Origin of the sequence: Pseudomonas auratipiscis (genome assembly GCF_036324085.1) — a bacterium.
Taxonomy (GTDB): Bacteria; Pseudomonadota; Gammaproteobacteria; order Pseudomonadales; family Pseudomonadaceae; genus Aquipseudomonas; species Aquipseudomonas auratipiscis.
In genome coordinates, this window is the sequence record NZ_JAZDCU010000015.1 from 116577 (window position 1) to 143076 (window position 26500).

The 26500-nt window shown below is 59.6% G+C and carries 33 protein-coding genes; 30 read left to right on the forward strand and 3 right to left on the reverse strand.

The features are described from left to right. Nucleotides 1-60: 60 nt before the first annotated feature. On the forward strand, nt 61-312 hold the full coding sequence (locus V0R60_RS19925) for a hypothetical protein (RefSeq protein WP_330080561.1): 252 nt from the start codon (nt 61-63) through the stop codon (nt 310-312). Between the two features lie 259 nt (nt 313-571). On the opposite strand, the gene V0R60_RS19930 is transcribed toward V0R60_RS19925, so the two are convergent. Next, on the reverse strand, nt 572-1003 hold the full coding sequence (locus V0R60_RS19930; protein WP_330080562.1) for a hypothetical protein: 432 nt from the start codon (nt 1001-1003) through the stop codon (nt 572-574). Nucleotides 1004-1281: 278 nt separating this feature from the next. Here V0R60_RS19930 and V0R60_RS19935 point away from each other — a divergent pair, with 278 nt between their 5' ends. The 20 genes from V0R60_RS19935 to V0R60_RS20030 all read left to right on the forward strand — a co-directional run bounded on the left by V0R60_RS19935 (nt 1282) and on the right by V0R60_RS20030 (nt 14721). Continuing rightward, nucleotides 1282-1617 carry a phage holin, lambda family gene (locus V0R60_RS19935; protein ID WP_128324904.1) on the forward strand — a complete coding sequence of 112 codons (336 nt, stop codon included), beginning with the start codon at nt 1282-1284 and terminating at the stop codon, nt 1615-1617. 48 nt (nt 1618-1665) lie between these two features. Then, a complete protein-coding gene (locus V0R60_RS19940; RefSeq protein WP_330080563.1) occupies nt 1666-2100 on the forward strand; it encodes an Ntn hydrolase family protein in 435 nt (144 codons plus the stop codon). 336 nt (nt 2101-2436) lie between these two features. Further along, entirely contained in the window at nt 2437-3060 is a 624-nt protein-coding gene (locus V0R60_RS19945) for a putative metallopeptidase (protein WP_330080564.1), read from the forward strand. A gap of 31 nt (nt 3061-3091) precedes the next feature. Continuing rightward, complete coding sequence (locus V0R60_RS19950) at nt 3092-3568, forward strand: DUF2280 domain-containing protein (RefSeq protein ID WP_330080565.1); 477 nt, start codon at nt 3092-3094, stop codon at nt 3566-3568. After that, nucleotides 3543-4871 carry a phage terminase large subunit family protein gene (locus V0R60_RS19955; RefSeq protein ID WP_330080566.1) on the forward strand — a complete coding sequence of 443 codons (1329 nt, stop codon included), beginning with the start codon at nt 3543-3545 and terminating at the stop codon, nt 4869-4871. The genes V0R60_RS19950 and V0R60_RS19955 overlap by 26 nt, the downstream gene beginning before the upstream one ends. After that, nucleotides 4871-6325 (forward strand): DUF4055 domain-containing protein, encoded by a 1455-nt coding sequence (locus V0R60_RS19960; protein WP_330080567.1) that lies wholly within the window; start codon nt 4871-4873, stop codon nt 6323-6325. Before V0R60_RS19955 ends, V0R60_RS19960 begins: the two co-directional genes overlap by 1 nt. Continuing rightward, complete coding sequence (locus tag V0R60_RS19965) at nt 6252-7346, forward strand: minor capsid protein (RefSeq protein WP_330080568.1); 1095 nt, start codon at nt 6252-6254, stop codon at nt 7344-7346. Before V0R60_RS19960 ends, V0R60_RS19965 begins: the two co-directional genes overlap by 74 nt. A gap of 58 nt (nt 7347-7404) precedes the next feature. Next, nucleotides 7405-7773, forward strand: coding sequence for a Gp49 family protein (locus V0R60_RS19970; protein WP_330080569.1), 369 nt, complete (start codon nt 7405-7407; stop codon nt 7771-7773). 85 nt (nt 7774-7858) lie between these two features. Continuing rightward, nucleotides 7859-8632: a hypothetical protein gene (locus V0R60_RS19975; RefSeq protein WP_330080570.1), complete on the forward strand. Its 774-nt coding sequence runs from the start codon at nt 7859-7861 to the stop codon at nt 8630-8632. A 3-nt stretch (nt 8633-8635) separates the two neighbouring features. Beyond that, on the forward strand, nt 8636-9613 hold the full coding sequence (locus V0R60_RS19980; protein WP_258715000.1) for a phage coat protein: 978 nt from the start codon (nt 8636-8638) through the stop codon (nt 9611-9613). 47 nt (nt 9614-9660) lie between these two features. After that, nucleotides 9661-10095, forward strand: coding sequence for a HeH/LEM domain-containing protein (locus tag V0R60_RS19985; protein WP_136477258.1), 435 nt, complete (start codon nt 9661-9663; stop codon nt 10093-10095). A gap of 3 nt (nt 10096-10098) precedes the next feature. Then, on the forward strand, nt 10099-10476 hold the full coding sequence (locus tag V0R60_RS19990; protein WP_330080571.1) for a hypothetical protein: 378 nt from the start codon (nt 10099-10101) through the stop codon (nt 10474-10476). A gap of 2 nt (nt 10477-10478) precedes the next feature. Then, nucleotides 10479-10871, forward strand: a complete 393-nt coding sequence (locus tag V0R60_RS19995; RefSeq protein ID WP_330080572.1) for a hypothetical protein — start codon at nt 10479-10481, stop codon at nt 10869-10871. Between the two features lie 2 nt (nt 10872-10873). Further along, nucleotides 10874-11548: a hypothetical protein gene (locus V0R60_RS20000; protein ID WP_330080573.1), complete on the forward strand. Its 675-nt coding sequence runs from the start codon at nt 10874-10876 to the stop codon at nt 11546-11548. Further along, nucleotides 11545-11967 (forward strand): phage tail terminator-like protein, encoded by a 423-nt coding sequence (locus V0R60_RS20005; RefSeq protein WP_330080574.1) that lies wholly within the window; start codon nt 11545-11547, stop codon nt 11965-11967. The genes V0R60_RS20000 and V0R60_RS20005 overlap by 4 nt, the downstream gene beginning before the upstream one ends. 11 nt (nt 11968-11978) lie before the next feature. After that, entirely contained in the window at nt 11979-12953 is a 975-nt protein-coding gene (locus V0R60_RS20010) for a hypothetical protein (protein WP_330080575.1), read from the forward strand. A gap of 67 nt (nt 12954-13020) precedes the next feature. Next, entirely contained in the window at nt 13021-13680 is a 660-nt protein-coding gene (locus V0R60_RS20015; RefSeq protein ID WP_330080576.1) for a phage tail protein, read from the forward strand. Between the two features lie 9 nt (nt 13681-13689). Then, on the forward strand, nt 13690-14073 hold the full coding sequence (locus V0R60_RS20020; RefSeq protein ID WP_330080577.1) for a phage tail assembly chaperone: 384 nt from the start codon (nt 13690-13692) through the stop codon (nt 14071-14073). A gap of 56 nt (nt 14074-14129) precedes the next feature. Next, a complete protein-coding gene (locus V0R60_RS20025; RefSeq protein WP_375547293.1) occupies nt 14130-14387 on the forward strand; it encodes a DUF1799 domain-containing protein in 258 nt (85 codons plus the stop codon). Nucleotides 14388-14418: 31 nt separating this feature from the next. After that, on the forward strand, nt 14419-14721 hold the full coding sequence (locus V0R60_RS20030; RefSeq protein WP_330080578.1) for a hypothetical protein: 303 nt from the start codon (nt 14419-14421) through the stop codon (nt 14719-14721). Nucleotides 14722-14741: 20 nt separating this feature from the next. Here V0R60_RS20030 and V0R60_RS20035 read toward each other — a convergent pair whose 3' ends face one another. Further along, entirely contained in the window at nt 14742-14987 is a 246-nt protein-coding gene (locus V0R60_RS20035; protein WP_330080579.1) for a hypothetical protein, read from the reverse strand. Nucleotides 14988-15052: 65 nt separating this feature from the next. Next, complete coding sequence (locus V0R60_RS20040; protein WP_330080580.1) at nt 15053-15316, reverse strand: protein L; 264 nt, start codon at nt 15314-15316, stop codon at nt 15053-15055. A gap of 694 nt (nt 15317-16010) precedes the next feature. Here V0R60_RS20040 and V0R60_RS20045 point away from each other — a divergent pair. From V0R60_RS20045 to V0R60_RS20085, 9 genes are all read left to right on the forward strand, one after another. Then, a complete protein-coding gene (locus V0R60_RS20045; protein ID WP_330080581.1) occupies nt 16011-16799 on the forward strand; it encodes a hypothetical protein in 789 nt (262 codons plus the stop codon). Continuing rightward, nucleotides 16789-17172, forward strand: coding sequence for a hypothetical protein (locus V0R60_RS20050; RefSeq protein WP_330080582.1), 384 nt, complete (start codon nt 16789-16791; stop codon nt 17170-17172). The genes V0R60_RS20045 and V0R60_RS20050 overlap by 11 nt, the downstream gene beginning before the upstream one ends. A gap of 63 nt (nt 17173-17235) precedes the next feature. After that, nucleotides 17236-17577 (forward strand): superinfection immunity protein, encoded by a 342-nt coding sequence (locus V0R60_RS20055; protein WP_330080583.1) that lies wholly within the window; start codon nt 17236-17238, stop codon nt 17575-17577. A 57-nt stretch (nt 17578-17634) separates the two neighbouring features. Continuing rightward, entirely contained in the window at nt 17635-20595 is a 2961-nt protein-coding gene (locus tag V0R60_RS20060) for a phage tail tape measure protein (RefSeq protein ID WP_330080584.1), read from the forward strand. A gap of 17 nt (nt 20596-20612) precedes the next feature. Next, nucleotides 20613-20951, forward strand: coding sequence for a phage tail protein (locus tag V0R60_RS20065; protein WP_330080585.1), 339 nt, complete (start codon nt 20613-20615; stop codon nt 20949-20951). Then, nucleotides 20951-21649 (forward strand): phage minor tail protein L, encoded by a 699-nt coding sequence (locus tag V0R60_RS20070; protein WP_330080586.1) that lies wholly within the window; start codon nt 20951-20953, stop codon nt 21647-21649. The genes V0R60_RS20065 and V0R60_RS20070 overlap by 1 nt, the downstream gene beginning before the upstream one ends. 9 nt (nt 21650-21658) lie before the next feature. Next, nucleotides 21659-22429: a C40 family peptidase gene (locus V0R60_RS20075; protein WP_203585059.1), complete on the forward strand. Its 771-nt coding sequence runs from the start codon at nt 21659-21661 to the stop codon at nt 22427-22429. Further along, entirely contained in the window at nt 22422-23048 is a 627-nt protein-coding gene (locus tag V0R60_RS20080; protein WP_203585058.1) for a tail assembly protein, read from the forward strand. Before V0R60_RS20075 ends, V0R60_RS20080 begins: the two co-directional genes overlap by 8 nt. Nucleotides 23049-23057: 9 nt before the next feature. After that, a partial coding sequence (locus V0R60_RS20085) for a host specificity protein J (protein WP_330143361.1) occupies nt 23058-26500 on the forward strand: 3443 nt, incomplete at its 3' end.

The window sequence follows — 26500 nt, forward strand, 5'->3', positions numbered from 1 at the left end:
CAAAGTCACGGCGCGCATACTCCAAGCAGCTCAGAAACTCTGAGCAATTGAGAGGTGTGTATGACCAGCGAAAAGAATGGAAATGGAAATATTCCTCAAGGCACTGAAAAACAGGATGAGAAGGAGCTCTCATCAGGTGCCAAAGGCCATCAATCACCGAATCAACCTGAAGAGCAGGACGACAACCTCGGCTACACGCCTGACGAGAGTGAAAAGACTCTTGAAAATAACCGTATCACTTTCCTCGCCGCCTCAAACGCAGAGAGATACAGTTTTGAGAGAGCGCCATCGCCCAAGCGGCGTGACCGTTAGCTAATTAAGTCATGACCCTGCTTTTTTGAGTTCACGGCGCCATTGATTGGTGCCGTGCTTCAAAAGAATGTGAAGACCCGGCCACTGCGCCGGGTTTTTGTTGCCAGCACATCAATGTTCACTGCAGCCAGGGCAGCCTTCGGGAGGTCTGGACACTGATAAGCCGGTAGTACAGTGCTACGGAAAAACACCGGCAGCCCGCAGGCCTTGGCCTAACATGCTTGCAGTGGTAGCTGGAGATTTGGCCTGCAAAACTGGTTCATGGTTTCTCGTCAGGATCATCAGCTCGCGACTTGGGTGGATAGTCAAACAGTAAGTCTTGTGCGGTGAACCATTCCAATTCCTCAAGGGGAATGTCCTCGATAATTCTGTTCGGCACACTAATTGTGAGTCCGCCCACTTTGGGCGTGTCGGGCGTTGGTTCCGGTGCGGTCACTTGCTCTAGATATGCGACAGCAGATGATGCTTGAAGCTGGAAGCTGCCTAGGTCTTGGAGTTCGAATCCGTCTTCATGAAGGAGCTTGTTGCGCGTGCTGGCTACGAATCGGACTGACCAAACAATGTCGGCTGGCAGTAAGTGCTCCAGAGAGCTGCACTTCTCATGAAGCCCACGGCCCCGAGCGCCGAGTGAAGTCAGGATGGACTCGAGTTTCTTCGAAGCAGATAGGACAATTTCTAATTGCGTACTCATAACATCGACCTGTGAACTCAACGCCAAAGACTGATATTGCCTTGGGAAACTTTCAAAAATGCCATCCCTGCAGATATTGGTCAATTTTGGTGCGAAAGACTTTTTGAACTCGCCCTATCGGTGAGTCTTCAGACCTTAATTTGCTCATCGAGCGATCCAGCCCCAGCCCAGGCACTTCCCTGGGCTTTTTCGTTTTCGGCTCCGCCACACCCATTGCTCCGAGCTGGGAGTGCTGCTGGAGCCGGATCTAACTCGCTCCCCGAAAGGGAGGAACCGGAATGAACCACATGCCAGACAAACCAGACACCTGGCTTATCGTGTTTGCGTGGCTCAGCCAGCATGCTCCCGCTTTCTATGCGGCCGGCCTGGCCGTATCGATCTCTGCACTGCGGATCATTTATGGAGGCGGTACCAAGAAGGCAGCCTTCCTCGAAAGCCTGCTGTGCGGCTGCATCACACTGGCGATGCTTTCCGGGCTTGAACTGCTGGGCATCCCCCAGTCAGCCGCCGGAATTGTCGGCGGGATGATCGGCTTGCTCGGTGTGGACAAGATCCGCGCCTACGCCGACCGATTCACAGGGTTCAAGTTGCCCGGGCGAAACCCCGAGGCGTAGGCCGCGCCACAAATTAAAGGTGCGCCGTTTCGTGGCGCGGAGAATCGTATGACCACCATCGCCTACAAAGACGGCGTGATCGCCTACGACTCACAGGTAACCCGTGGCGACACCATCACCTACGACGACTACGAAAAGTGCGTAGAGCGCAACGGGGTAATGTTCGTTTGCTCTGGCGCGGTCTCCGACTTCGAGGCGTTGATAGATGCCTACTTCGGTGGCAAGCCGGCTGGATCAATCGATGCAACAGCGCTTGTCTTGGATGGCGACAAGTTGATGATGGCGGCAGTCGACAATGAAACCGGACTTTGGAAGTCTCCACTTCTGCTTGATCGGCCTTATGCAATCGGCAGCGGCTCGCCATATGCCTTTACTGCGATGGACATGGGCGCCACTGCCTACCAAGCGGTAGAGAAGGCCGCTAAGCGCGATACGGCCACGGGCGGGAAGATCAGGACGCTACGAGTTGCCCGAGACCAGTAAGGACATCACATGACAACCAAGCAACCCGACTGGGAGGCGATCGAGAGAGCCTCCGAGCCGGGTTTCTTCTTGATTAAGCCTTAACCATTTGCCATAAGGCGACCCCTCCAAGTACGAGTAGCAGTGCTGATTTCCAAGTGAGGAGCTTTTTCAGCCATGGCCAAACCGCGACCGTACCGAGGATCAAGATCAAGGCAATCTCTGTTTTTTGCATTTTGTAGCTCCACTTACTTTGTGAGCTTCCTAGCCTCCGCGATTAACTCGCCTGTGGGGGACGTATTCGCCCCACTTTCCCGTCTGAAATTGATTCGCGTGCTTTTGGATGTCAGGTGACCGATGGAAAGACCTATTCCTCCTGAATCACTGCTTGAGCTTTCAGCACTCTCTAATCTAGGTATGCGTCTGGCCCCGGCCCCTGAGGTGTGGGATTGGATCAGTTGCCAGATCCTGGCCGATACTGGGAGCATCCATAACGCAGAGCACGGGCATCTGGCTGACGCCAATATAGGCGTACTGTGGGCTTCCTCTGGATTCGTCAAGCAGGGCCGGGTGGTGCTGGGCCAGGCTGAGCAGGTCATGTTCCGTGCTGGCGGATGGCAGAAGGCACGGCAAGAGCAGCAGATGATCGATTGGTTCGGCGAGGTACCGGGCTTCGTCATCACCCTGGCTGCCGATTACTGCTTCCAGTGCTCCGACACCGAGTTCTGCGCGCTCATCGAGCACGAGCTTTACCACATAGCCCAGAAGGTCGATCAGTACGGCGCGCCCAAGTTCACCCAGGACGGTCTGCCCAGCCTGACGCTTCGTGGTCATGATGTAGAGGAGTTCGTCGGCGTGGTCCGCCGCTACGGCGCCAGTGAAGACGTACAGCAGCTCATCGACGCTGCAAGCAGGCCGCCTGAAGTGGCCAAGATCAACATTTCGAGGGCCTGCGGAACCTGTCTACTCAAGTCGGCTTGATCCTTGACAGCCCTTGACGGAACCCAAACCTATGGCAGCCCTGAAAAATGAGGTGAAGGCCTTTATTGTTCAGGCTCTGGCCTGCTTCGATACACCGACTCAGGTGTCGCAGGCCGTCAAGGATCAATACGGGGTTGAGGTCTCTCGTCAGCTGTGCGAGCGGTACGACCCCACCAAGTACTCGGGGCGCGACCTGGCGCAAAAGTGGAAGGAGTACTTCCACGAATGCCGGACCAGATTCCGGGAAGAGACGAGCGACATTCCAATCGCCAACCGTGCCTATCGCCTGCGAGGCCTTGGCAGGATGGCCGAGAAGGCCGAGACAATGCGCAACCTGGCGCTGACCGCTCAGCTGTATGAGCAGGCGGCGAAGGAGTGCGGCGATATGTACGTCAACCGCAAAGTAGAACCCGACAAGCCCCTGGGCTCCCAGGCGGACCAGCAGCACGCCGTTGCTGAGTACACCCTGGAGCCTGATGAGAATGTCCCCGCTACCCCGTACCTATGACCCGCCGGTGAAGCTGACGCCGAAGCAGGCGAACATATACTGCTGGGGTTTCCAGCCTGAGGCACGCTTCCGCGACGCAGTGTGCGGCCGTCGGTTCGGCAAAACCTTCCTCGGCAAGGCAGAGATGCGCCGCGCGGCCCGCCTGGCAGCGGAATGGGGTGTGAGTGTCGAGGACGAAATCTGGTATGGCGCGCCGACGTTCAAGCAGGCCAAGCGGGTCTTTTGGCGCCGGTTGAAGCAGGCCATCCCTGAAGCTTGGCGCGCGGCCCGCCCGAACGAAACTGAGTGCTCGATCACGCTCAAGTCCGGACACATCATGCGCGTGGTCGGCTTGGACAACTACGACAACCTACGTGGCTCTGGCTTGTTCTTCGTCCTGGTGGACGAATGGGCGGACTGCCCGTGGGCGGCCTGGGAAGAAGTCCTGCGGCCAATGCTCTCGACTTGTCAGTACACGATCTCCCAAACCGGGGAGTCGAGGAAGGGCGGGCACGCGCTGCGGATCGGCACGCCGAAAGGCTTCAACCACTGCTATGACACATACCGCGACGGGCAGCCAGGCGGCGAACCTGACCACAAGAGCTGGCAGTACACCTCACTGCAGGGCGGCAACGTCCCGACTGAGGAGCTGGAAGCCGCTCGCCGAAAAATGGACCCGCGAACGTTCCGGCAGGAATACGAGGCTGGCTTCGAAAACTATGCGGGTGTCGTCTACTACACCTTCGACCGGAATGAATGCCGCACCAGTGAGCGGATCAAGCCCGGCGAGGCGCTGCACATCGGTATGGACTTCAACGTGATGAAGATGAGCGCTGTGGTATATGTCGTCCGTGACGGTCTTCCGCTGGCGCTGGATGAGTTCCACACGGTGCGCGACACGCCAGAGATGATCGAGAAGATCAAGGTGCGCTTCTCTGGGCACAGCGTTGCCGTGTACCCGGACGCTAGTGGTCAGAATACCAGCAGCAAGAACGCCAGTGAGTCGGACCTCTCCTTGCTCAAGAAGGCTGGCTTCACTGTGGTAGTCGACTCACAGAACCCCAGCGTGAAGGACCGTGTCAATGCGGTCAACGCGATGTTCCTCAACACCTACGGAGAGCGGCGATTGAAGGTCAACATCGACCAGTGCCCGCAGCTCACCATGTGCCTTGAGCGGCAGACCTACACAGATAAGGGCGAGCCGGACAAAGACCCGAAGAAAGGGCACGACCACATGAACGACGCCGCCGGTTACTTCATCGCCAAGCGGTTCCCGATCAAGACTCAGTCCGCCGGCACCCGCCGCATCGGAGGTTTGGCGTAATGCCTGTTCAATCAACCAACCCAGACTACGACGCTCACATTGCTGAGTGGCGGATGATGGATGACGCCCTTGAGGGCGAAGGCGCTATAAAGCGCAGTCCGCGCAATCTGCCGAAGCCGAGTGGTATGGTCGAGGCAGAGAAGTTGGACGGCACGGGTAACGCATACCTCTACCGTAACTACACCGACCGCGCCCAGTACGAGCACTGGGTGCGTGACTCGCTGCGCTCAATGATGGGCTTGGTCTCGCGACTGATTCCTGAGGTGAAACTGCCTGCCGGCCTCAAGCAACTGGAAGAGAATGCCACCGCCGACGGCTTCGGCTTGATTCAGTTGTTCCTGCGCATCGTGCGCCAGGCCATATCCCATGGCCGGGTACCGCTGGTGGTCAACGTCGATGACGCGGGGCAGCCGTATTTCTCCACCTACGCAGTGCGCAACGCCGTCAACTGGGACACTGCCGATCAGGGTGGTCGCCAGGACCTGGTCCTGTCTGTGTTCCGTGAGTTCAGGAAGAAGGATGCAGAAGACCGCTACAGCCATGAGTGCGTGACGGTTTTCCGCGAGTTCTACATGGAGGGCGAGGTCTGCTACACCGCTGTGCGCAACGAGGCCGGCGAGCTGATCGAGGATGCGCGCCCTCTGGGTACCGTCGGCACCGATAACCAACTGGTGCGAGGCCTGGAGTACATTCCGGTCATCTATTGTGGGTCGACCGACAACTCACCGGACGTAGACGAGATCCCGCTCCTGACCATGGCACGGGCCGCGTTGAAGTCCTATCAGCTCAGCGCCGACTACTTCACCGCGCTGCACCAAACCAGCCACCCGCAGCCGTGGGTCTCTGGCCTGGATGAGAGTGTGGAGCTCAGCGTCACCGGACCGTCTGCCGCTTGGGACCTCGGCCCGAATGGCCAGTGCGGCTACTTGGAGTTCCAGGGCGCCGGCATCCAGGCAGTTCGGACTGCTATGGAGGATCAGAAGAATGCCGCTCTGGAAGCTGGCGCCAAGGTTATGGACGTGTCCGGTACTGAGTCCGGCGAAGCGCGCAAGACGCGCCAGAACGACCAGCACGCAACGCTGCACAGTATCGTCATCACTGCTGCAGCCGGCATCGAGCAAGCCCTGCGCTACGCCGCAGAGTGGACCGGCTACAACCCGGACGAAGTCGTCTTCACAGTTAAGCCGGAGTTCGTCATTCCTGAGGTCGATGCCCAGGTACTGGCCGAACTGCAGAAGAGCGTCATGGCGGGGACCATCAGCGCCGAGACGTATTGGCAGTACCTCACCACCGGCAAGCTGCCGGAGCGCCCCTACGACGAAGAGGCCGAGCTGATCAGCGACGAGCGCGAGTCGGCCGGCATCAACCTGGATAAAGACGATGGCGACGAAACCGGAGCAGACAGCGGACGAGAAGCTGCTGGAACAGGTAAGCCGCCACTCGGTCCTGCTTGAGCGGCTCAAGGCGGGTGAGGTCAAAAAGTTTGAAAGCTACTTGCGCCGAATCGATGTTCATGTGCGTGACCAGCTCACCCGCAAGGAACTGACGACCTACAGCCGCAGCAGGCTCGAGGAGTTCCTGGGACGGGTGGGCGGCAAGCTGCTGGAGATCTACAAGGCCTTCAGCGACCGGATGCAGTCCGACCTGGTGGACATCGCGCTGTATGAGGCGGCCTTCGAAGGTCGGAGCCTGGCCAGAGCGCTGTTGATCGACGCGATCATGCCGACCGACGCCCTGATCCGGACGGCTATCAACACGCAGCCGTTGCAGGTGTCGGGGATTGACGGCGGCACGCTACTGAAATCCTTCCTCAACGGCTGGACACGCACCGAGTCGACTCGGGTAACGAACGCCATACGGCTCGGCGTCGTGCAGGGTCAGACCAACGCCGAGATCACTCAGGCCATTCGCGGTACCGCGGCACAGAACTTCACCGACGGCGTCCTGGCAGTCAGCAACCGGAATGCTCGTTCAATCGTTCAGACCGCAGTCCAACATGTGTCCACTACGGCGCGGATGGAAACGCTCAAGGCAAACGCCGATGTCATTCCGGGCTATCGCTGGGTGTCGACGCTTGACCGCAAGACCAGCACCCTTTGCAAGAGCCTGGATGGTCGAGTATTCGAGGTAGGGAAGGGGCCGCTGCCGCCGGCACATATCAACTGCCGCTCGACTACTGTGCCGGTAACCAGACTATCAGCGCTGTTCGCTGAAGGCGCAACGCGGGCATCAGTGGGGGCTGGCGGCGGCGCGCAGGTATCGGCAGGGCTCGGCTACTACCAGTGGCTGAAAACGCAGCCAGCAGCCTTTCAAGACGCCGCGCTGGGACCGGTGCGCGGCAAGCTGTTTCGCGATGGCGGCCTGACGGCCGAGCGCTTCGCCGCGCTGCAGCTGGACAAGAACTTCAAGCCGCTGACGCTCGAGCAGCTCAAGGAGCTGGAGCCGTTGGCGTTTGATCGGGCTGGAATCAACTGAGCCGCGCCACAAAATCACATACCGCGCTTTCGTGGCGCGCCATTCCTTGGAGAGCCCCATGACCGATAAAGACATCGAGCAGGAGATTTTGGCGAAAGGTAAGATCGCTGCCCGGATCACCCCTGCTGACGTGCAGGCGAACATCGTCGGCGAGTACTACTTCACAGCTTCTGAAGGGGTGCAAGCCACCCTGCATAAACAGGATGAACTCACTCGTCTCACCGGTGCGCATGGAGAGCTGGCTCTACTTACCTTCTGCGTACTTGTTCTCAAAAACGGCTTTACCGTCACCGGCGAGTCCGCATGTGCGAGCCCTGAAAATTTCGACGAAGGGATCGGCCGCAAGATCGCCAGGCAAAACGCCGAACAGAAGATCTGGCCGCTGATGGGATATGAGCTGAAGCAGCGCCTGCGCGACGCCAACTGACAGCAACACGATTTCCAAGCCCTGGCTGAGCCGGGGCTTTTTTATGCCCGCCAGGCGGGCCAATCAATCCCCAGGGGATAGCCACATGCCTTTTGACTTCGACCCGGCCGCCCACGGCCTCACCCTCGACGAAAGCCAAACCGCCGCGCTGAAGGCAGCGCTGGGCGGTGAGGTGCAGAAGTTTCTGGACGGCGAGGTCTCGGGCCTCAAGTCCAAGAATCAGGAGCTGATTGGCTCCAACAAGACCATCAAGACCGAGCTGGACAAGCTGAAAGGCCAGTTCGACGGCCTGGATATCGAAGCGGTTAAGGGCCTGCTGGCTAAAGTTGGCCAGGACGAAGAGACCAAGCTGATCGCCGAGGGCAAGCTGGACGAAGTCATCAGCCGTCGCACCGAGCGCCTGCGCGGCGACCTGGATAAGCAGGTTAAGGCCGCCAATGAGCGCGCTGATAAGGCTGAAGCCTTCGCTGCCAAGTACAGCGACAAGGTACTGGCCGACTCCATCCGCGCCGCTGCCATCAAGGCCGGCGCGCTGCCTGAGGCTGCCGAGGACATCATCCTGCGCGCCCGCGGCACCTTCAAACTGAGCGAAGACGGCGAACCTGTCGCCACTGACCGTGCTGGCGAAGTCGTGTACGGGAAGGACGGCAAGACCCCGCTGTCTCCCCTCGAATGGGCGGAATCGCTGCGCGAAACCGCTACTCACCTGTGGCCAAGGGCTCAGGGTGCCGGACAGACCGGCGACAACGGTGGCAAGGCCACGAAGAAATGGGGCGAGTACACGGAGACCGAACGCGCTGCGATCGCTCGTGACAACCCCGAAGCTTTCAAAAAACTCCAAGCCACCCGAGGAACTTAAACCATGGCATCTACCCAACTGTCGGATATCTTCGTTTCCGATTACTACGGCACCCTGGAGCCGGTGAACTCCCCCGAGAAGACTGCCGTCTTCGAGTCGGGCATCGTGACCCGCTCGGCGACTCTCGACGACATCGCCAAGAACGGCCAGGGCACTTCCGAAATCAGCTACTGGCAGGATCTGGACGCTGACGAGGCGCCGAACATTTCCAACGACAACCCCGACGACCTGGGCGAGGTTGGCAAGGCGAAACAGGGCAGCATGCGAGCTCGGACCTTGTACCTCAACAAAGGGTACGGCGTTTCCGACCTCACCGCTGAGCTTGCCAACTCCGAGCCGCAGCAACACATCCGCAACCGCTTTGGCACCTACTGGACCCGCCAGTGGCAGCGTTACCTGCTGGGCTCGGCGCGTGGCGTGATCGCCTCCAACATCGCCAACAACGGCGGTGACATGGTCAAGGACTCCGGCGCATCGATCAGCGCCAATGCCTTCCAGGACGCCGCCTTTACCGCCGGCGACGCCGCCGATATGTTCGCTGCAATCGGCGTGCACTCAGTGGTGATGAACCAGATGGTCAAGCAGGACATGATCGAGTACCTGCGCGACTCCCAGGGCAAGATCATCCTGGCCACCTATCTGGGCAAGCCAGTGTTCATGGATGACAGCCTGACCTACGCGCCAGGTCAGTTTCTGTCCGTCTTCTTCGGCCAGGGGGCATTCGGCTACGGCGAGGGCTCGCCGACTGTGCCGGTCGAGCTGGAGCGCAAGCCCGGCGGTGGTAACGGTGGTGGTGCCGAGGTCCTGTGGGAGCGCAAGACTTTCATCCTGCAGCCAGCCGGATTCAGCTGGAAGGGCAGCGAGAACTTGAACCTCAGTCCCTCTGCTGTCCAATACGCCAGTGCCGCCAACTGGCAGCGCGTGTTCGACCGCAAGCAGGTCCCGTTCGCCGCGGTAATCAGCGGCACTGCCACCCCTTGACCCCATGATGCGGGGCGCCGACCTGGTGCCCTGCGCAGGAGCTCACCATGAAAGTCATCTACACCAACTCCCCGGGCAGCGAGCGCGGCACCTGCTATCGCCGCCTGGATCAGTTCTTTGGCGTCATCGACGGGGCCACTTCGGTGTCCGTGCAGGGCGAGGCTCCGCACATTGGGGAGGCCTACCAGCGACAAGGCATCAGCGTCAGCGAGATCGAAGAAGGCCTGCGGCTGGACGGCCCGACCATCACCCAGTGGGTAGCGGAGGGCTACAAGGCTTCGGCTTACCCGCCGGCTGGCTATGCCTCTGTGAGCAGCCAGGCCGAGATCGACAAAGCGATTGAGGCAGAGGGCGGCGACGACGAGACCGACCCGCACAAAATGAAGGTCCCGCAGCTGAAGGAGTGGTTGACGGCCCAGGGCATCACCTTCGACGCCGCCCTCAACAAGCCCGACCTGCAGGCCCTGATCCCAAAGGAGTAAGCCATGACCGACTTCATCACCGTCGCTGACGTCGACCAGAAGCTTGGGCCGGACTGGGCGGGCTCGGGTGATGCGGTCCTTGCCGTAGCCATGGCCAATGCCTGGCTCACGGCCAAGATCAGGCGGGCGGTGCCAGGCCCGGTGCCGGACGCGATCGTGTCCGCTGGTGCACAGGTGGCCAAGCTGGCTGCCGAGAACAAGCTCTACAAGGACACCGGCAAAGAGGTGCTCAGCAAGACCGTGTCAGCTCAGTCTGGCACCTCGACCAGCAAGACCTACGCCGAGGGCTCAGTTGAGCTGTCCGCGGCTGAGAACTTCGCATTGGACCTGATAGCCCCCTGGGTGCGTCGTTCCGGGACCGTCATGCTCAAGAGGACATAACCATGGGCATGCGCGAAGAGATTCAGGCAGAGCTGGCCGAGGCGTTTAGCGATCCCGACGGCCTGGCCGACGCAGTGAAACCGGTAGTCGGTAGCCGCACCATTAAGGGCGGTTATGACCCAGAGATCGGCGGAACAGCGCCTGCCACGATCATTCGCTACACCGGCCGAGGGGTGTTCGGCAGCTACTTGGTCAAGGAAATTGATGGGGCACGCATCCAGACTGAGGACGTGAAGCTGCTAGTGCTGCAGAACGAGCTGTTCGTAGAGGAAAGCGGTGTGGTCACTGAAACGTCGGCCGCCCCCAAGATCGGCGACCAGGTCAGTGGCTGCCGCGCGCTTAACGTTTCGGAGGATCCGGCCAAGGCCACCTGGACAATACAGTTGAGGAAATGACCATGCCACGCGGTTCACACATGACGCAGCGATACGGCGGGCTGCAGGGCGGATTCGCTGACAGCATTCGGGCTTTCGCAGAGCAGGCTGAGCAGGCGCTTGATGCCACGTTTCGCGAGATCGTTATTGAGATTGGTAGCAGTGTCATCCGCATGTCGCCAGTGGGTGATCCCGAGATCTGGAAGGCCAACGTAGCTCATCGAGCAGCCAACACTCGGGCTGCTGACAGCTACGACTTCAAGGTCGCGGTACGTAACACGCTGATCAACCTGAACCAGGACAACTTCACCAAAGCCGGCAGGCTGCGCAAGGGCGTCAGGTACGCCAAGCCACTGACCAAGGCAGAGCGCGATCAGAACTTCGCTGTGAACGGTCTTGTGGCCGGCCAGGGGTATGTCGGCGGGCGCTTTCGTGGCAACTGGCAATTCTCCATCGATGCTCCGGCAACTGGCGAGCTCGATCGGATCGACCGATCTGGTAATGAGACCATCGCCGAACTGAAGGCACAGGTCGCGGCGCTTACGATCGGCCAGACCGCCTACATCGTGAACAATCTGCCGTATGCGATCCCGCTCGAGTACGGCCACTCCACCCAGGCGCCGCACGGAATGGTGCGTGTGACCCTGACCAACTTCCAACGCATCGTCGACGAAGCCATCAGGAACAACCAGGTATGAGCCACGCACGTGCCCGGCAGGCGATTGAGATCAAGCTGACGGCCTGGGCAGCCGCGCGCGCGGTCCGGGTTGCGCACATGGAGGATGGCTTCGAGGCCGCCCCGGGCGAAACTTATCTCCGGGCATTCCTGCTTCCGGCCAGCACCACGACCCGCTACTTAGCTGCTGAGGCCTTGGAGTACCGGGGTATCTACCAGATCAGCATCGTCTGCCCGGCGGGCCAGGCCCTGGCTACCGCTGAGGCCCTGGTCGACGAGCTCAGCACACTGTTCCGCGTCGACACCGAACTCAGCCGAGCCGGCTTCGAAGGCCTGATCGTCGAGCCGCTGGAGCAGGGTCCCACCATCACCGAGCCGGCGACCTACACGGTCCCGGCCAGCTTCACCTATCAGGGTGAAGCAGACCAACCCACCGTCTGAAGGAGCAAGTGATGCAGAGCGCCGACTATGTGCCGAAGGTATCCGGCTGGAAGATGGATTCGCACACCGGATCGTTGGAGATCAACAGTGGCAACGTCGCCGTCGGCACTATGCCCAGCGATCCGCAAATGATCACTGTCACAGCTGGTGAGTGGCCGGAAAGCGATCTGCCCAGTAATGCAATCGAGCGCTACAAGTTCATCGGCGAGCATTTGATGCAGGTTCCCCTCGAGAATCGCGATAGCGCTGAATTCTCGACCGAAGACATATCGTTTGATCGCGACGGCTCGGATATCCGTACGACGCTCACCTATCAACGTCTCGAGACCGAGCAGGAAGCAGCGGCACGGGTTGCACGCTCTGTTGGCTCCGGCGTCACCATCCAGGCTGGCAATATCACTATCACATGTGGCGATAAGGTAGTTGCCAGAATGGGGTGCGGGTTGGGCGATGAGCGCCCAGATGGTCAAGGGTTTGTCGTCGAAGGCGACCAGGTCTTCATCAGTCAGGCACTCATCACTGCCAGCATCACCGAAGAGGCCAGCACCCGCGCATCAGCGGACGGGGCCTTGGCAAGCCGCATTGGTGCGCTGGAAGCCAGAATTTTCCGTGCAGATGACAGCGACGGTGCTCTGCGTGATGCGCTGACCGACTGGAAGCCATGCACCGCGTTGCTGGCTGGACAGTTCCTGGTGGCTGCCGACCAATTCGCCGTGACCATGGCGGAGAACACCAATGGCGATTACGTCTGTACTGGCATTGGCCTCGGCATTGATCCATCCAAGGGCGAGACCAAGGATGGTCAGGCTGACATGGAGCGGGCTATCGAAAAGGGTGATGCCGCCGAAATCCTGCGGCTGCTCAGCAGGCAGATCACCGAGAGTGAGCTGGGCCAGGAGCTGCGTGACAAGATCGATACGATGGAATGTGTGCGGGAGGTGATTAGCAAGGAGCTTCGCCCTGGCGGCCTCCTGCACCGCCGCTGAATCTCCCAGATATCACCTGAAGCCCGCCGCGCGCGGGATTTTTCGTTTCTACCAAGAGGAAAACATCATGGCCGCACGCTTCCCGCTGCCGAACGGCGCAGTGCTGGAGATCGCCAGAGTCATTGGCGCTGCAATCCCTTTCACTGCGCTGACCAACGCAAAGCCGCCGGTGGCGACCGCTGCCGGTCACACTATCCAGAACGGCGACGTTCTGCTGGTCAACTCCGGCTGGGCACTCATCAGCGACCGCGCCGTTAAGGCCTCAAACGTCGCCGATGACGCGTTCTCCCTGGCTGGTCTCGATACCAGCGACGCAGAAAAATTCACCGCAGGCGCGGGCGTAGGTTCCGTGTACCCGGTTTCCGACTGGGTTCAGATCTCGAAGGTCACGTCGTTCAACTCGGCTGGTGGCGAGCAGCAGTATGCGACCGTCGGCTATCTGGAAGACGACGACGACAAGCAGTTCCCCACCAACCGCAACCCGACGACTTTGTCGATCGTGGTGGAGGACCAGCCAACCGCGCCTTACGTACAGGCTGTCGAGGGTTACGACACCTCCAAGGAGCTCGCGGTGATCCGTATGAAGCTCCGCAACGGTGACCAGATCCTGTACCCAGGCTACGTCAGCATCACCCCTGACCCGACCATGGAGCGGAACAACGTCATGACCCGAACCATCAGCGTCGGCCTGTCTGCTCGTTCGCTTCGTTACCTGGCCGGCGCGTAAGGAGTTCCCATGGCAAAGATCAAGATTGCGCAGAACCCGACGTTCGCCGCCGAGGTGAAGATCCCGCGCGTGGGCAGCGAACCGGTTCCCGTGGGGTTCACGTTCCGCTACATGGACCGCACCGCTCTGGCCAAGCTGTACGACGGCTGGAACCAAGCTTTCGAAGCGCACGCCGAGAAGTGCAAGGCCGAAGGCGCGAGTCTCGAGCAGTTCACTGCTGGCCAGGTTCGACTGCAGGCCGAGCAAATCAAGGCCGTCACCGCGGACTGGGGCTTCGACGACAAGTTTACTGACGAGGCCATACTCGACTTGGTGACCACGTGCGTTGGCGCGCCTCAGGCTGTGCTGAATGCTTACCAGGAAGCGTACAACCCGGCCCGCCTGGGAAACTGAGAGCGGCGGCGCGGGCCCGTTATGAACGCGGCCCGTCCGCCGAGCAACTGGCGGCCATTGGGCTCACCCCGGACGACATCGAAGAGGAAGAAGTGGAGGTCTGGCCTGATGCCTGGCCTGCCTTCTGCCTGTTCGAAGCGCTGGGCACGCAATGGCGATTGGGGCAGGGCGGGCCTTCCGGCCTGGATTACACGGCCATTCCAACGACAGCGTCGATGCTCGGCATCAAGCGGCGCGACCTCGACGATATTTTTCCCGACCTCCGCATCATGGAGCATGAGGCCCTGGCCGTGATGGCTGAGGCGGCGGAGTAGGACTGACGCGGCCAAGCCGCAGGAGAAGGGCATGCAGCAGAACTACGTTTTGACGATCCGCGATCTGCTCACGGTGAAAGGGGGCGACGTGTGTGGCGGCGAAGCTGAAATCGCGATCATGGACGGAGATCAGGAGGTGGACCGACTCATCGTGAGCGGGAAGTGCCGAGAGCCGAGCGTGTACAGTCGTAGCTACTCTGGAAAACCCGGTTTAACTGCGCGCCTGGTATCAGGAGTAGGCTCGATTACCTTCGAATCGCACGACCAAGACGCCACCCTTGCTTCGGTTGGTCTGGCTCTCGGGGAAGGCTGGGGGAATGAAAAGCCGGCCTGATGTAGGCCGGCTTCTGGTGGTCACATCGGTTGCTTAGCTGCCGCGATAAGCTTGGTGATCAGTGCGTTGTTCGGACGGACCGAAAATGGCGAGCCGAGGCTTTTGGCAATTGTCTGCGTCCGGATCTCCGCTGCAGCGATTCCTGCCTCGCCCTGGGTTTCATGAAGCTGCGCGAGAAGGCCGTAAACCAGTGCCGTGAGCGCCTGTATATCGGATGCGTGGGAGTTCACCACTTTCTTCAGCTCACTGATTTCGCGTGATTCCATCTGACCCTCCTAGGTCGTCAATGCCCCAGTCCATGGGCTTTCCGGTAATGGACCGGGGAGGTTTATCAGTTGACGTCTGGACCCTTGGTCTGAGTCATCACCACAAGCTGCCACAGGATTGGCTTATCATGCTTTGGATGCTGAGTCTTGTTTTGCGGAGGGAAGGGGTCGCCTTTGTTAGAGGTGATTTCGTCTCCGCAGTGATAACAGCGGTAGATGCCGGATACCGGTACTTCCTCGCCAATCTCGTAAACATGGGTCCAGTGTTCATCGTCAGGCCCATTGACCTGTCGAAGGTACTGTGTGGTGTGGTCTGATACTTGTGCCATCGTCAGCTCCTTGCTTGGAGGCGCAACGCTACTACGCCACGGATCAGCCCGGTACTGGCTTTCCGTCCAGGGTGGATGGGAGGACAGGTTGTTTGACGAGCGACCTCTGAGCGATGATGGCATTTTGAATTTCGGGGAAAGCCAGCATGAGCATCTGGGACGTTTTCGGCTCCATAGGCAACGCTCTTGATTCGGGCCTGCGTAATGTGCTCTCAACAGGTGACACGGTCGTAGAGCACGTTGGAAACGCGGCTCAGGCCGTTGAGGACACGGTAAAGGAAAATCCTGTTGCCTCGGCAGTCGTCGCGGCAGTTGCCACGGGTGGAATCGCCTTCGTTGCCGCCCCGGCCATTGCGGCGGCAGCTGGGTCTGCTGGCCTGCTGGGCGCTGCTAGCACGGGCACTGCAATCAGCACGCTTCACGGTGCAGCCCTAACTAATGCATCACTTGCCGCGCTTGGCGGCGGGGCAGTAGCTGCTGGCGGCGGCGGAATGGCTGTCGGCAGTGCAGTTGTGGCTGGTACAGGGGCCGCATTGGGCGGAGGAGCAGCCGCAGCGATAGGTGCCACTGGTAGCAATTCTTGATTGTAGCCCAGCCCCGCGCTGGGCTTTTTGCGTCTGGCTGGATGCCTGTCCAGCTCAAAGAAAGCGGGCCACGTGCTAGAGTCGCGGCTCATCAAGCACGCGAGAAAGCCATGGCTGGCGCAGCAGCTCAATCCAAATCCAGCGAATTGACAGACCGAATTAATAATCTGGCGATAGAGCGTACCCACTCTAGGAGGGTCGATGAGTGGACGTGGATAGCATTAAAGAGAGATGTTGAGGCATACGGGCGGGCCCCTGAGTTTGAAGCTGAATCACTCATTCTTATGGCGGCGCTTTGGAATCTTCGCTCCAATATTGCTGAGATGGAACGTTGCCTGAATGTCTATGCCGGGAAGTACGGTAAAGACTGGCGCTGGCATCGAACCCGAGCGATGCAAGGACCGGCATTAGGAAGGTTTGATATGGTCACTGACATGTTGAAGTTTGGTGTTCCAGAAGGAAGCGCCCGGGATTTTGGCATAGTTGCTCATGTGTGCAATCAGTCTGGGCTTTTTGTAACGGCGCACACCAACTGGAAGAAAGCCGTACAGCTTGACGAGAATATCTTCGATGGCGAAGAAATCCCATACTATGCACATCTTCCATCGACCGTCGCGTACCTCCAAGAGCACAGAGTTGATGAGCGTGAGCTCTCCTCTCGATTGGCTGTCGCTTCCCAAGTAGTTATTGAGATGTCTGGTCCGCTGACGACCTTCACGATCGACAGCAACGACTGGGGGATAACATTCGAATTTACGGTTGATGCGGCCATTGATCGATTGGTTGATATCGACTTCGCGATCACGCGCAGGTTGGTGGCCGAATTCCAAGACACACTTTCCAAGCACATCAGCATTGGCGTCGCGCCTCTCTCGGAGAGCGTGACCGATGGCGATTGAGTTTGCGGAGTTCCTGATGTGGTCGGAGTTCGAGGTCAAGGCGCCATTTAGGGCTGAGTTCGGATATCGCAATGCCAGCAGCCGGGCTTATTACGCTCTATTCCACGCTGCCCGTGATCGCTTGAGAGAGATGCGCGTACCGGTCAACAGGGTGAGCAATGGCGGGAGCCACGAAGCCGTTATCCAGACAATTGAGCAAATGGGCTCAGAAGGCCGCGAGCTTGCAGTCAACATGCGCCGCTTGAAGAAGTTTCGGCATTTCTGCGACTACGATATCAGCGAAAAACTAAGCCCCCCTCGGGCGCACAAGCAGATTTTAGAGGCTCGCCTGCTGATCGAAATGCTCGAGCGGCTTGAGCTCGCCCCGGCGTAGTCAGGGTTTGGGGTCACCCTGCTGATGGTGGTAGATTGCCCTCATCAACAAGGAGAACATCCCATGACGGAAGAAACTAGCCCTGCCGCAGCATTCATCATGCTGATCGCCGCATTCGTGATCTACTTCTTGCCCACTTTTGTGGCCGCGAAGCGAGGTCACCCGAACGGGACATCCATTTTTCTACTTGATCTCTTTTTGGGGTGGACCTTCATAGGTTGGCTAGCCGCCTTAATCTGGTCCGCCTCAGCAATTAGAAAGCCTACAGAAATCTCTCCAGGCGCAGCGTCACCGGCTGTCTCGGACAGATTTCAGAAGCTTGAGAGGCTCGCCGCATTGAAAGATAGCGGACACCTGACCAAAGAAGAGTTTGAGTCCGAAAAGGCCAAGCTCCTAAAAAGCTGATTCATCACATTTCAGTAGAACCCGCTCCGGCGGGTTTTTTTATGCCTGGAGAAAAGCATGACAACCATTGCGGAGCTCGGCATTCGAGTTGAGTCTGGGGATGCCGTGAGCGCAGCCACTGACCTGGATCGCCTTGTTGATGCTGGAGGTCGAGCCGAGAAGGCCGCCGCTGGTGTTGAGCAAAGCGCCAGGAAGGCTGGACAGGCACTCAAGGAACAGGCTGGCGATGTATCCGCTCTGCTGGGTGAGATAGATCCAACCGTAAAGGCGCTTGGCAGGCTGGACGAGCTCGAAAAGCGGCTCTCCCAGCAGCGCAAGCTCGGCAACCTCGATCCGGCGACGTTCAGCGAATACCGCTCCAAGATCCAGCAGTCGCGCGATGACTTAGGTCGTTTTGATGAGGCGCTTGGCAGAACTGGCGTTAGTGCCAAGCAAACGGCCGCAGCGATGCGAATGCTGCCTGCGCAGTTCAGCGACATTTTTGTGAGTCTGCAGGGCGGCCAAGCACCGTTGACGGTTTTTTTGCAACAAGGTTCACAAATCAAAGATTCGTTCGGCGGCATCGGCGCCGCGACTAAAGCCATGGGCGGCTACCTGCTGGAGCTAATAAATCCTGCGACCGTCTCAGTTGCGGCCATTGCTGGCTTAGGCTATGCCTTTTATGACGCTCAGAGAGAGATGGGGGCGTTCAGTCGCGCCATTTTCACGGGCGTGAACCGATCTGGCCAGACGGTTGAATCTCTCAATCAAATCGCAACTACCGTAGGGAAAGTTACCGGTAGCTTTGGGGGTGCGAGGGATGCCGTCATCTCGCTATCGTCGGGCCTGGCTGGCAGCTCTACCCAAATTCAAAACCTTGCTACTGCCGCCGTAGCCATCAGTGAAATCACCGGAAAGGGTGTAGAGGAAGTCGCTACCTCCCTCGAAAAGTCCGGAAAGAACGCTACCGATTCAGCTGCCAAAATTAGCGAACAATACGGGCTCCTGACGTTTGAGCAGTATGAGGTAATTAAGGCCCTGGATGACCAGGGCGAGCATCAGCGCGCACTTGATGTTCTGAGCGAGAACCTGAATACAGCTGCCCAAGAGCGGCTGAAGAAATATAGGGAATCGCTCTCTGACATCGAGAGAGATTGGAATTCGATCAAGAAAGCAATCAGCAATGCCTATGCGGAGGTCAAGGCCGAAGTTGCGCCGAACGAAGCGCAGCAGGCGGACATTGCTCGACGCATCTTGGAGCGGCGCCAGGAAGGCGGTTTCTTGGGTGCACTGTCGAACCTTTTCAGCTTTGGTGACAATACCAACCAGGCGCTGAGAACCGTGGTGTCGAACTCTGAAGAGAAAGCCAAGGCTACAGAGCGAGAAACCCAGGCTCAGACTGATCTCAATAATGCCAATCGCGACCTGATCAGGATTAGCCGAGAGCTCGATTCTCAACTCGACAACGTCAGCCCTACCAAAAAGCGAGCAGATGCATACAAGAAGCTCAACGAACAATTCTTCGAGTTGATGTCAGCGTCTGCCCGCAGTGGAAAGGAAAGCCCGCTGCTTGCTGGAGTGCAGTACGACGGCAATAAGTTCTTCGGCGGTGCTTATGACTCCCTGGCTGCTGGGATCGAGAAGAGGCTGAAGGACAAGCCCGGCCCGAAAGCCCCGACTTACCGCGAAGACGCCGGCACCAAGGCTCTTGACCAGGCCCGCCAGCAATATTCGGTCCTCCAGCAGCAGAACGGCCTCATCGGCGCCCAAGTCGGCGAGATGCAGAAGCTGGGAGAGGCTGGCCAAGCCCTGGTGCGCTGGGAACAGCAGCTGGCCGACATTAAGGGCAAGCAGACGCTCACCGCCGACCAGAAATCGCTGCTGGCGAACCAGGACCTGATTACTGCCCAGCTCAAGCGCAACGCCGGCCTCGAACGTGAGATGCAGCTGCGGAAGGTGGCCACCGAGGAGGCCCAGAAGCTTTCGGCCTTCGAGACCAACCTCAACAGCCAACTACAGCGCGACTCGGTCGGCCTGAGCAACAACCTTGGCGGTATGGGGCTTGGCGATGTAGCCCGCCAGCGCATGCAGGAGCGCTTCGGCGTCGAGCAGCGATATCAACAGCAGATGGACAACCTCCTGCAGCAGCGCAACGAAGGGAGGATCAGCCCAGAGCTGTACCAGAAGGAAAATGATGCGCTCCAGCGGGCCTTGGACAAGCGCCTGGCGATGCAGGAGAAGTACTACGGCGACGTAGATGCGGCGCAGGCTGACTGGTCGCTTGGTGCCCAGGCGGCTTGGGCGAACTACCAAGAGCAGGCCATGAATGTTGCGGGCCAGATGCAGACAGCCTTCGGTTCGCTGTATGACGGCCTCACCGATGCCGCAGTGGAGTGGGCTTTCGGCGCCGAAGAGACCTTCGGTGACGTTGCGGTCAGCTTCGCCAAGATGCTGGCCAAGATGGCTGTCCAGGCAGCGGCGTCGAATGTCTTCTCCAGCATTCTCGGTACGGTGGGCACGAGCCTAATCGGGGCCGGAGCGGGCGCCGCTGCTTCAGCTGGCTCGGCGGGAGCGGGCGGCTTCGACTTTGGCCTGGGCGGCGCCTCTTCTGGCATGACCTACACGCCGACATTCTCTGACGGCGGCTTTACAGGCCCCGGTGGAAAGTACGAGCCAGCGGGGATCGTGCACGGCGGCGAGTTCGTGCTTCGCAAAGAGGTCGTGAGCCAGCCGGGAATGCTCGACTGGCTCGAAACGCTGAACACCCGTGGTTATGCCGAAGGTGGCCTGGTCAGCGCCATTACGCCTCAGGCCATACCCAGACAGATATCAGGCGCAGGCAGCCCAAGCCCCGTGGTAATCCAGCAGGAGATCTCTATTGAGGGTGGCGGTGGGCAGGCGGGAGCCGGCGCGGCAGACATGGGCGCAGTCGCCCAAGCCTACGCCAAAGCGGCCAAGGATGGCGCCCAGCAGGAGATCGCTAAGCAACTCAAGCGTGGCGGGATGATCTGGACCGCCATCAACCGGCCAGTGCGTTGAAATTTTAGGAGGGCCAGATGGCCGATCGATTCACCTGGAGGCCGAATCGGTCGGCCCCTGCCACCTTTGAGAATGCTGTGCGTTCTGCCCAATTCGGCAGCGGCTACAAGCAGATAGCAGGGGATGGCATCAACAACGAAACTCAGTCTTGGAGCCTGACCTTCACTGGTAAAAAAGCGCGTATCGCCGCGATCCTCAAGTTTCTCCGAGCACAGAAGGGGCACAAGCCCTTCATCTGGAAGACGCCATTTGACGGCGACCTCTATTTCACCTGCAACGCATACAGCCCGACCGACCAGGGAGGCGATATGTGGATGCTAACCGCAACCTTTGAACAGACGCACCAGGTGACCTGATGGCCGAGAGCATTTATGAGGAAATTCAGAAGCTGAACCCAGGCCAGTACGTCGAGCTCTTCGAGTTGGACCTTGGCGCCTTGGGTGGCGATGCCTACTACTTCCACGGCTATACGCAGGTTGGCCCGATCTACTGGCAGGGCAAGGAGTACTCACCCTGGCCGATCAAGGTCGAGGGTATGGGCATGACAGGCGAGGGGCAGCAGAACAGCCCGACGCTGTCGGTCGGCAACGTGTCGGGCCTGCTCACCGCGCTCTGCCGGATCTACGACGACTTGGTAGACGGCAAAGTCGTTCGTCACCGGACGCTGGGGCGCTTCCTCGACGCGGCGAACTTCCCAGGCGGCAACCCAGAGGCCGACCCACAAGAGCACTTTGCAGACGATACCTACACCATCGACCAGAAGCAGTCGGCAGACGATGAACTGGTCGTCTTCGTGCTGAAGTCTCCCCTGATCGCATCAGATCGGAAGCTCCCTGGCCGGCAGATCGTCGCCAACTGCTGCCAGTGGCTGACGATTGGCGGGTACCGCGGCGTCTACTGCGGGTACACCGGCTCAAACTACGCCACCGACAAGGATGCTCCGACCGACGATCCAGATCGCGACATGTGCTCTGGCACGCTTACCGGCTGCAAGCTGCGCTTCGGCGCAAACAATCCGCTGCGCTACGGCAGCTTCCCCTCCGCAGGCAACTGAGGTTTCTCAATGAAGGTTTCGCAGGGCGTCATCGACGCCATGTACGCACATGCCCGCGAAAAAGCCCCTGAGGAGTGCTGCGGCTTGCTGATCAGGGTTGGCCGAAAGTTGCTCTACCTTCCAGTTCCCAACGCCGCAGCGAGCCCGCAGGAGGGGTTTCGTATTGCTGCTGAAGACTGGGCAGGCGCGGAAGACCAAGGTGCAGTGATTGCGGTGGTACACAGTCACCCCGGGCAGTCAGCGCGCCTCAGCGCGGCAGACCGCACCGCTATGGAAGCGACTGCGCTCCCATGGGTAATTATCGAGGTTCGCGACGGGCAGCCAGTGACCCATCTGGTGCATGAGCCTACGGGCTACCAGGCGCCACTCGTGGGCCGACCGTTCCACCATGGGGTTTTGGATTGCTACACGCTGGTTCGGGACTACTACCAGCGCGAGTTAGGCATCACGTTACCTAACTTCGAGCGCGCGGACGGCTGGTGGGAGAAAGGCCAAGACCTCTACGTCGATAACTTCGAAGGGGCAGGCTTTTATCCAGTTGACCCCGCCGACCTTCACCAAGGTGACCTAATCGTCATGCAGGTGCGGTCCGAGAAGGCGAACCATGCCGGCATCTACCTTGCCGATGGTTGCCTCAAAACTGAGCCCAGCCACTACCCGGTTCCGGGCGGCATTCTCCACCACCTCTACGGGCGTGATTCGAAGCGCGACGTCTTTGGCGGTTTCTGGCGCGAGGCGGCGCGGTTCTACATGCGGCACAAGGAGTCCCCCTATGGCTGAGCGCATTCGTGTGATCCGCCTTTACGGCGAACTGGGTCGCCTGTTTGGTCGCGCGCATCACTTGGCGGTGCAGTCCTCAGCTGAGGCGGTGAAGGCCTTGGGCGTTCTGCTCCCGGGCTTCAGCCAGTATCTATCCGAGTCGAAAGACCGAGGCCTCGGCTTCGCTGTGTTCTACGGCAAGCGGAACATAGGCAAGGATGAGCTTGGCCATCCGTCTGGTGCGGGTGATATCCGCATTGCTCCTGTCGTTCAGGGGCGGAAAAGTGGGGGAGGACTGCAGGTGATCTTGGGTGTAGCACTCATCGCTGCGGCTAGCTTTTTCAGTGGCGGCTTGCTTGCTCCGGCGGGTGCGTCTGCGCTGTTCGGCACCGCCTCGGCGGGCTGGGCGACGGCGGGGATGATTGGCATATCACTCGCCGTTGGTGGTGTCGCGCAAATGGTCACAGGCAGCCAGGCCAAGATCGACAGCAGCGAAGCTGCCGACAACCGCCCTAGCTACAACTTCTCCGGTATCAAAAACACCATCACTCAGGGCAACCCGGTCCCTCTCTGCTACGGCGAGATGACGACAGGGTCTGCTCAGCTTTCTCTTGGCATTCGCGCCGAAGACCAGCAATAGAGGCACTCCATGACTGACATGTCTATCTTGGGCTCCAAAGGTGGGTCCAAGCCGCACACGCCTGTAGAAAGCCCAGACAGCCTGATCAACGTCAGCTACGCAAACATTCTGGACGGCATCAGTGAGGGCCCAATTGTCGGCCTAGTCAACGGCGCCCAGTCCATCTACTTGGACAAGACGCCGCTGGCGAACAGCGACGGAAGCCTGAACTTCAGCGGCGTGACGTGGGAGCAGCGCACTGGTGAGCACGACCAGGACCACATCGCAGGTTTTCCCGCAGTTGAATCCCAAACCTCGGTCGGTGTGGAGCTGAAGGCTAGTCAGTCGTGGGTTCAGTCGTTTAGCAATCTTGAATTGTCCGCAGTGCGGATCCAGCTCGCGGTCGGGACCCTGGTCAGAACCGAGAGCGACGGTGACATGGTCGGCTACACGGTCAACTACGAGATCGATCTTTCCACAGATGACGGCGACTACCAGACGGTGCTGAAGAGCGCCTTCAGAGGGAAAACGACCACGGGCTACCAGCGCTCGCACCGTATCGACTTCCCCAAGGCTACTTCCGGCTGGCGCCTCCGAGTTCGCCGAACTACTCCAGACTCGAATGACTCGCGGATTCAGGCTACGACTTCGATCGGCACCTACACCGAAGTCATCGACGCCAAACTTCAGTACCCGTACACCGCTCTCTGTGGTCTGAAGATGGATGCAAGCCAGTTCTCGGCTGTACCTGAGCGCGCCTACCGTATTCGCGGTCGGATTATCCAAGTGCCAAGCAACTACGACGCTGCCACCCGCACATACACCGGTAGTTGGGATGGGACGTTCAAGCTTGCGTGGACCGACTGCCCGCCGTGGATCTGGCGCGATATTGTCCTGAACGATCGCTATGGGCTAGGCCGCTTCATCGACGCCAGCCAAGTTGACAAGTGGGGGTTGTACGAGATCGCGCAGTACTGCGATCACATGGTTTCGAACGGTAAGGGCGGCCAAGAGCCTCGCTTCACCTGCAACGTCTATCTGCAATCGCGCGCGGATGCGCTTAACGTCCTGCAGGACCTGGCGAGCGTGTTCCGGGGCATGAGCTATTACGCTGGGAGCGAAGTCGCCTGCGCCGCCGACATGCCGGGTGACCCGGTGTATACCTACACCAACGCCAACGTCATTGATGGCAAGTTCAACCGTCCAGGTTCGAGCGGGTCGACTCGCTTCAGCGTGGCCAAGGTCGCGTGGAGTGACCGAGAGAATTTCGGTAACCAGCGCGTCGAGTATGTGCAGGATCAGACCGCGATCGGCCGTTACGGCATCCGCGAGACAGAGATCACTGCTTTCGGCTGTGTTTCCCAAGGGCAAGCGCAGCGCGCTGGTAAGTACATCCTCCTGACCAACAGGCTGGAAACCGGCACCATTAACTTTAGTGTGGGCCTGGATGGCACCATCTGCCGACCAGGCGACATCATCCGCGTAGCTGACGAGAACTTCGCCGGATTGCCTATTGGGGGGCGCCTCAAGGCCGCAACCACTACTACTGTTACGCTGGACAACGATGTAGCGGCATCAGCTGGCGATACCCTGGTGGTCATCCTGCCAAAAGGCGTGGCAGAGACGCGGATCATCCGCTCCATTGTTGGGCGGTTGGTGACCGTAACGCAGTCGTTCTCTAAGGTGCCAGTCAAGGAATCGATCTACACCATTGAGACTGCTGAGCTTGTAGCCGAGACCTATCGGGTACTGACCGTCAACGAGAATTTTGGCGACGATAAGCTTCAGTATGACGTTGTCGCGGTTGAGCGGAACGCCAGCAAATTCGAGGCGATCGACAACGGCGCGAAAATCGTTACCCCCCCGACCAGTGTGCTCCCTGGCGCTGTCCAGGCCCCGCCTACCAATGTGGTGTTGAGCACCTTCGACACCGTCAGCCAGGGCATGAACATTGCCACGATGCGCATAACCTGGGATGCCCCGCGGAGGGCCCAGCGCTATAACGCGTGGTGGAAGCGCGACGATGGCGATTGGGTATACGCAGGTGTCACGTACACCGCATCAGTTGAGGTGAAAGGCATCTACTCAGGCGTCTACACCGCGCGCGTTTCTGCTGTTGGGGTAGCAGACAGCAGCTCGCTATGGGCTTACTCGGAGCCGACGCAACTCTACGGCAAGACAGGGGAGCCGCCAGCCCTGGCCAGTTTCAGTGCTGCCACTGAGCTGTTCGGCATCCGCTTGAATTGGGCATTCCCTCACGGCTCTGCTGACACGTTCTATACCGAGATCCAGGAGTCCTTGGTAGCAACCGGCGATGATCCGGCGCAGCTGTCGATGGTGGCTTACCCGGCAAGGACTTATCTGAAGAGCGGCATGGCTGCCGGTGTCACCCGGTTCTTCCGGGCGCGGCTGGCGGATCGCACCGGGAATACTGGGCCATGGACCACGTGGGTGCTCGGCCAGTCCGGCGCCGACGCTGGTCCGATCCTTGAGCTGATTAGTGGCCAGATCACCGAGAGCGAGCTGGGTCAGGAGCTGCTGAAGGAGATCGAGAAGATTTCCGGCGACTTCCCTGGCTCGGTGAATGATCGGATCGACTCGGCCAAGCAAGAGCTCGAGGATCTGATTTCTGAGATCACCGATCCGCTGGAGTACGTGCCGACCGATGCCTACCTGAAGAATGATGCCGTTCGTCACGGGCAGCGCCTGTACATGGCCATTGCGCCAGTGCCGGCCGCCGCCGACGGCAGCAATGCCCCGCCGAACCCGACGTACTGGGTGGATATCGGCAGTATCGCCGAGACGTCTAACGCCTTGGCCAGCACTGTGGCGAAGAACACCAGCGACATCACGGAAATCGAAGGTCAGGTCACGGCCCAGGCTTCAGCGCTGCAGGCGGTGCAGTCTTCCTACCGCGACGACAACGGCGAAGGCGATCTGGCCGATGCTCTGCGCGGCTGGGATACCACGGCCAAGGTGGCAGAGGAGAGCCGTACCCGGGCGACCCAGAATGAGGCGATGGCGCTTCGTGCCACTGAGATTGAGGCGGTTGTCGGCAAGAACACTGCCAGCATCAGCACGTTGGATAAGACTGTTGCGACCAACGAAAGCGCTACGGCCAGTCGGTTTGCCGACATGGCATCGAAAGTGGGTGAGAACTCGGCAAGCATCTCCCAGCTCGACAAGACCGTTACGGATAACGAGTCGGCGACGGCGTCGAGGTTGCAGCAAGTTAACTCCCGTGTCGATGGAGCCGAGACTGCCATAAGCGCCGAGGAGTCTGCTCGGGTGTCTGGCGATGAAGCCCTCGGTGAGCGAGTTGGTCATATGGAGGCAACCTTTGTCTCGCCGCAAGGAGGGCGGGACGACAACGGGGAGGGCGATCTGGCCGGCGCCCTGAAGGCTTGGGAGAGCACAGCCAAGATCGCCGAAGAGTCGAAGGTGCGGGCAACCGCCATCGATGCCCAGGCACG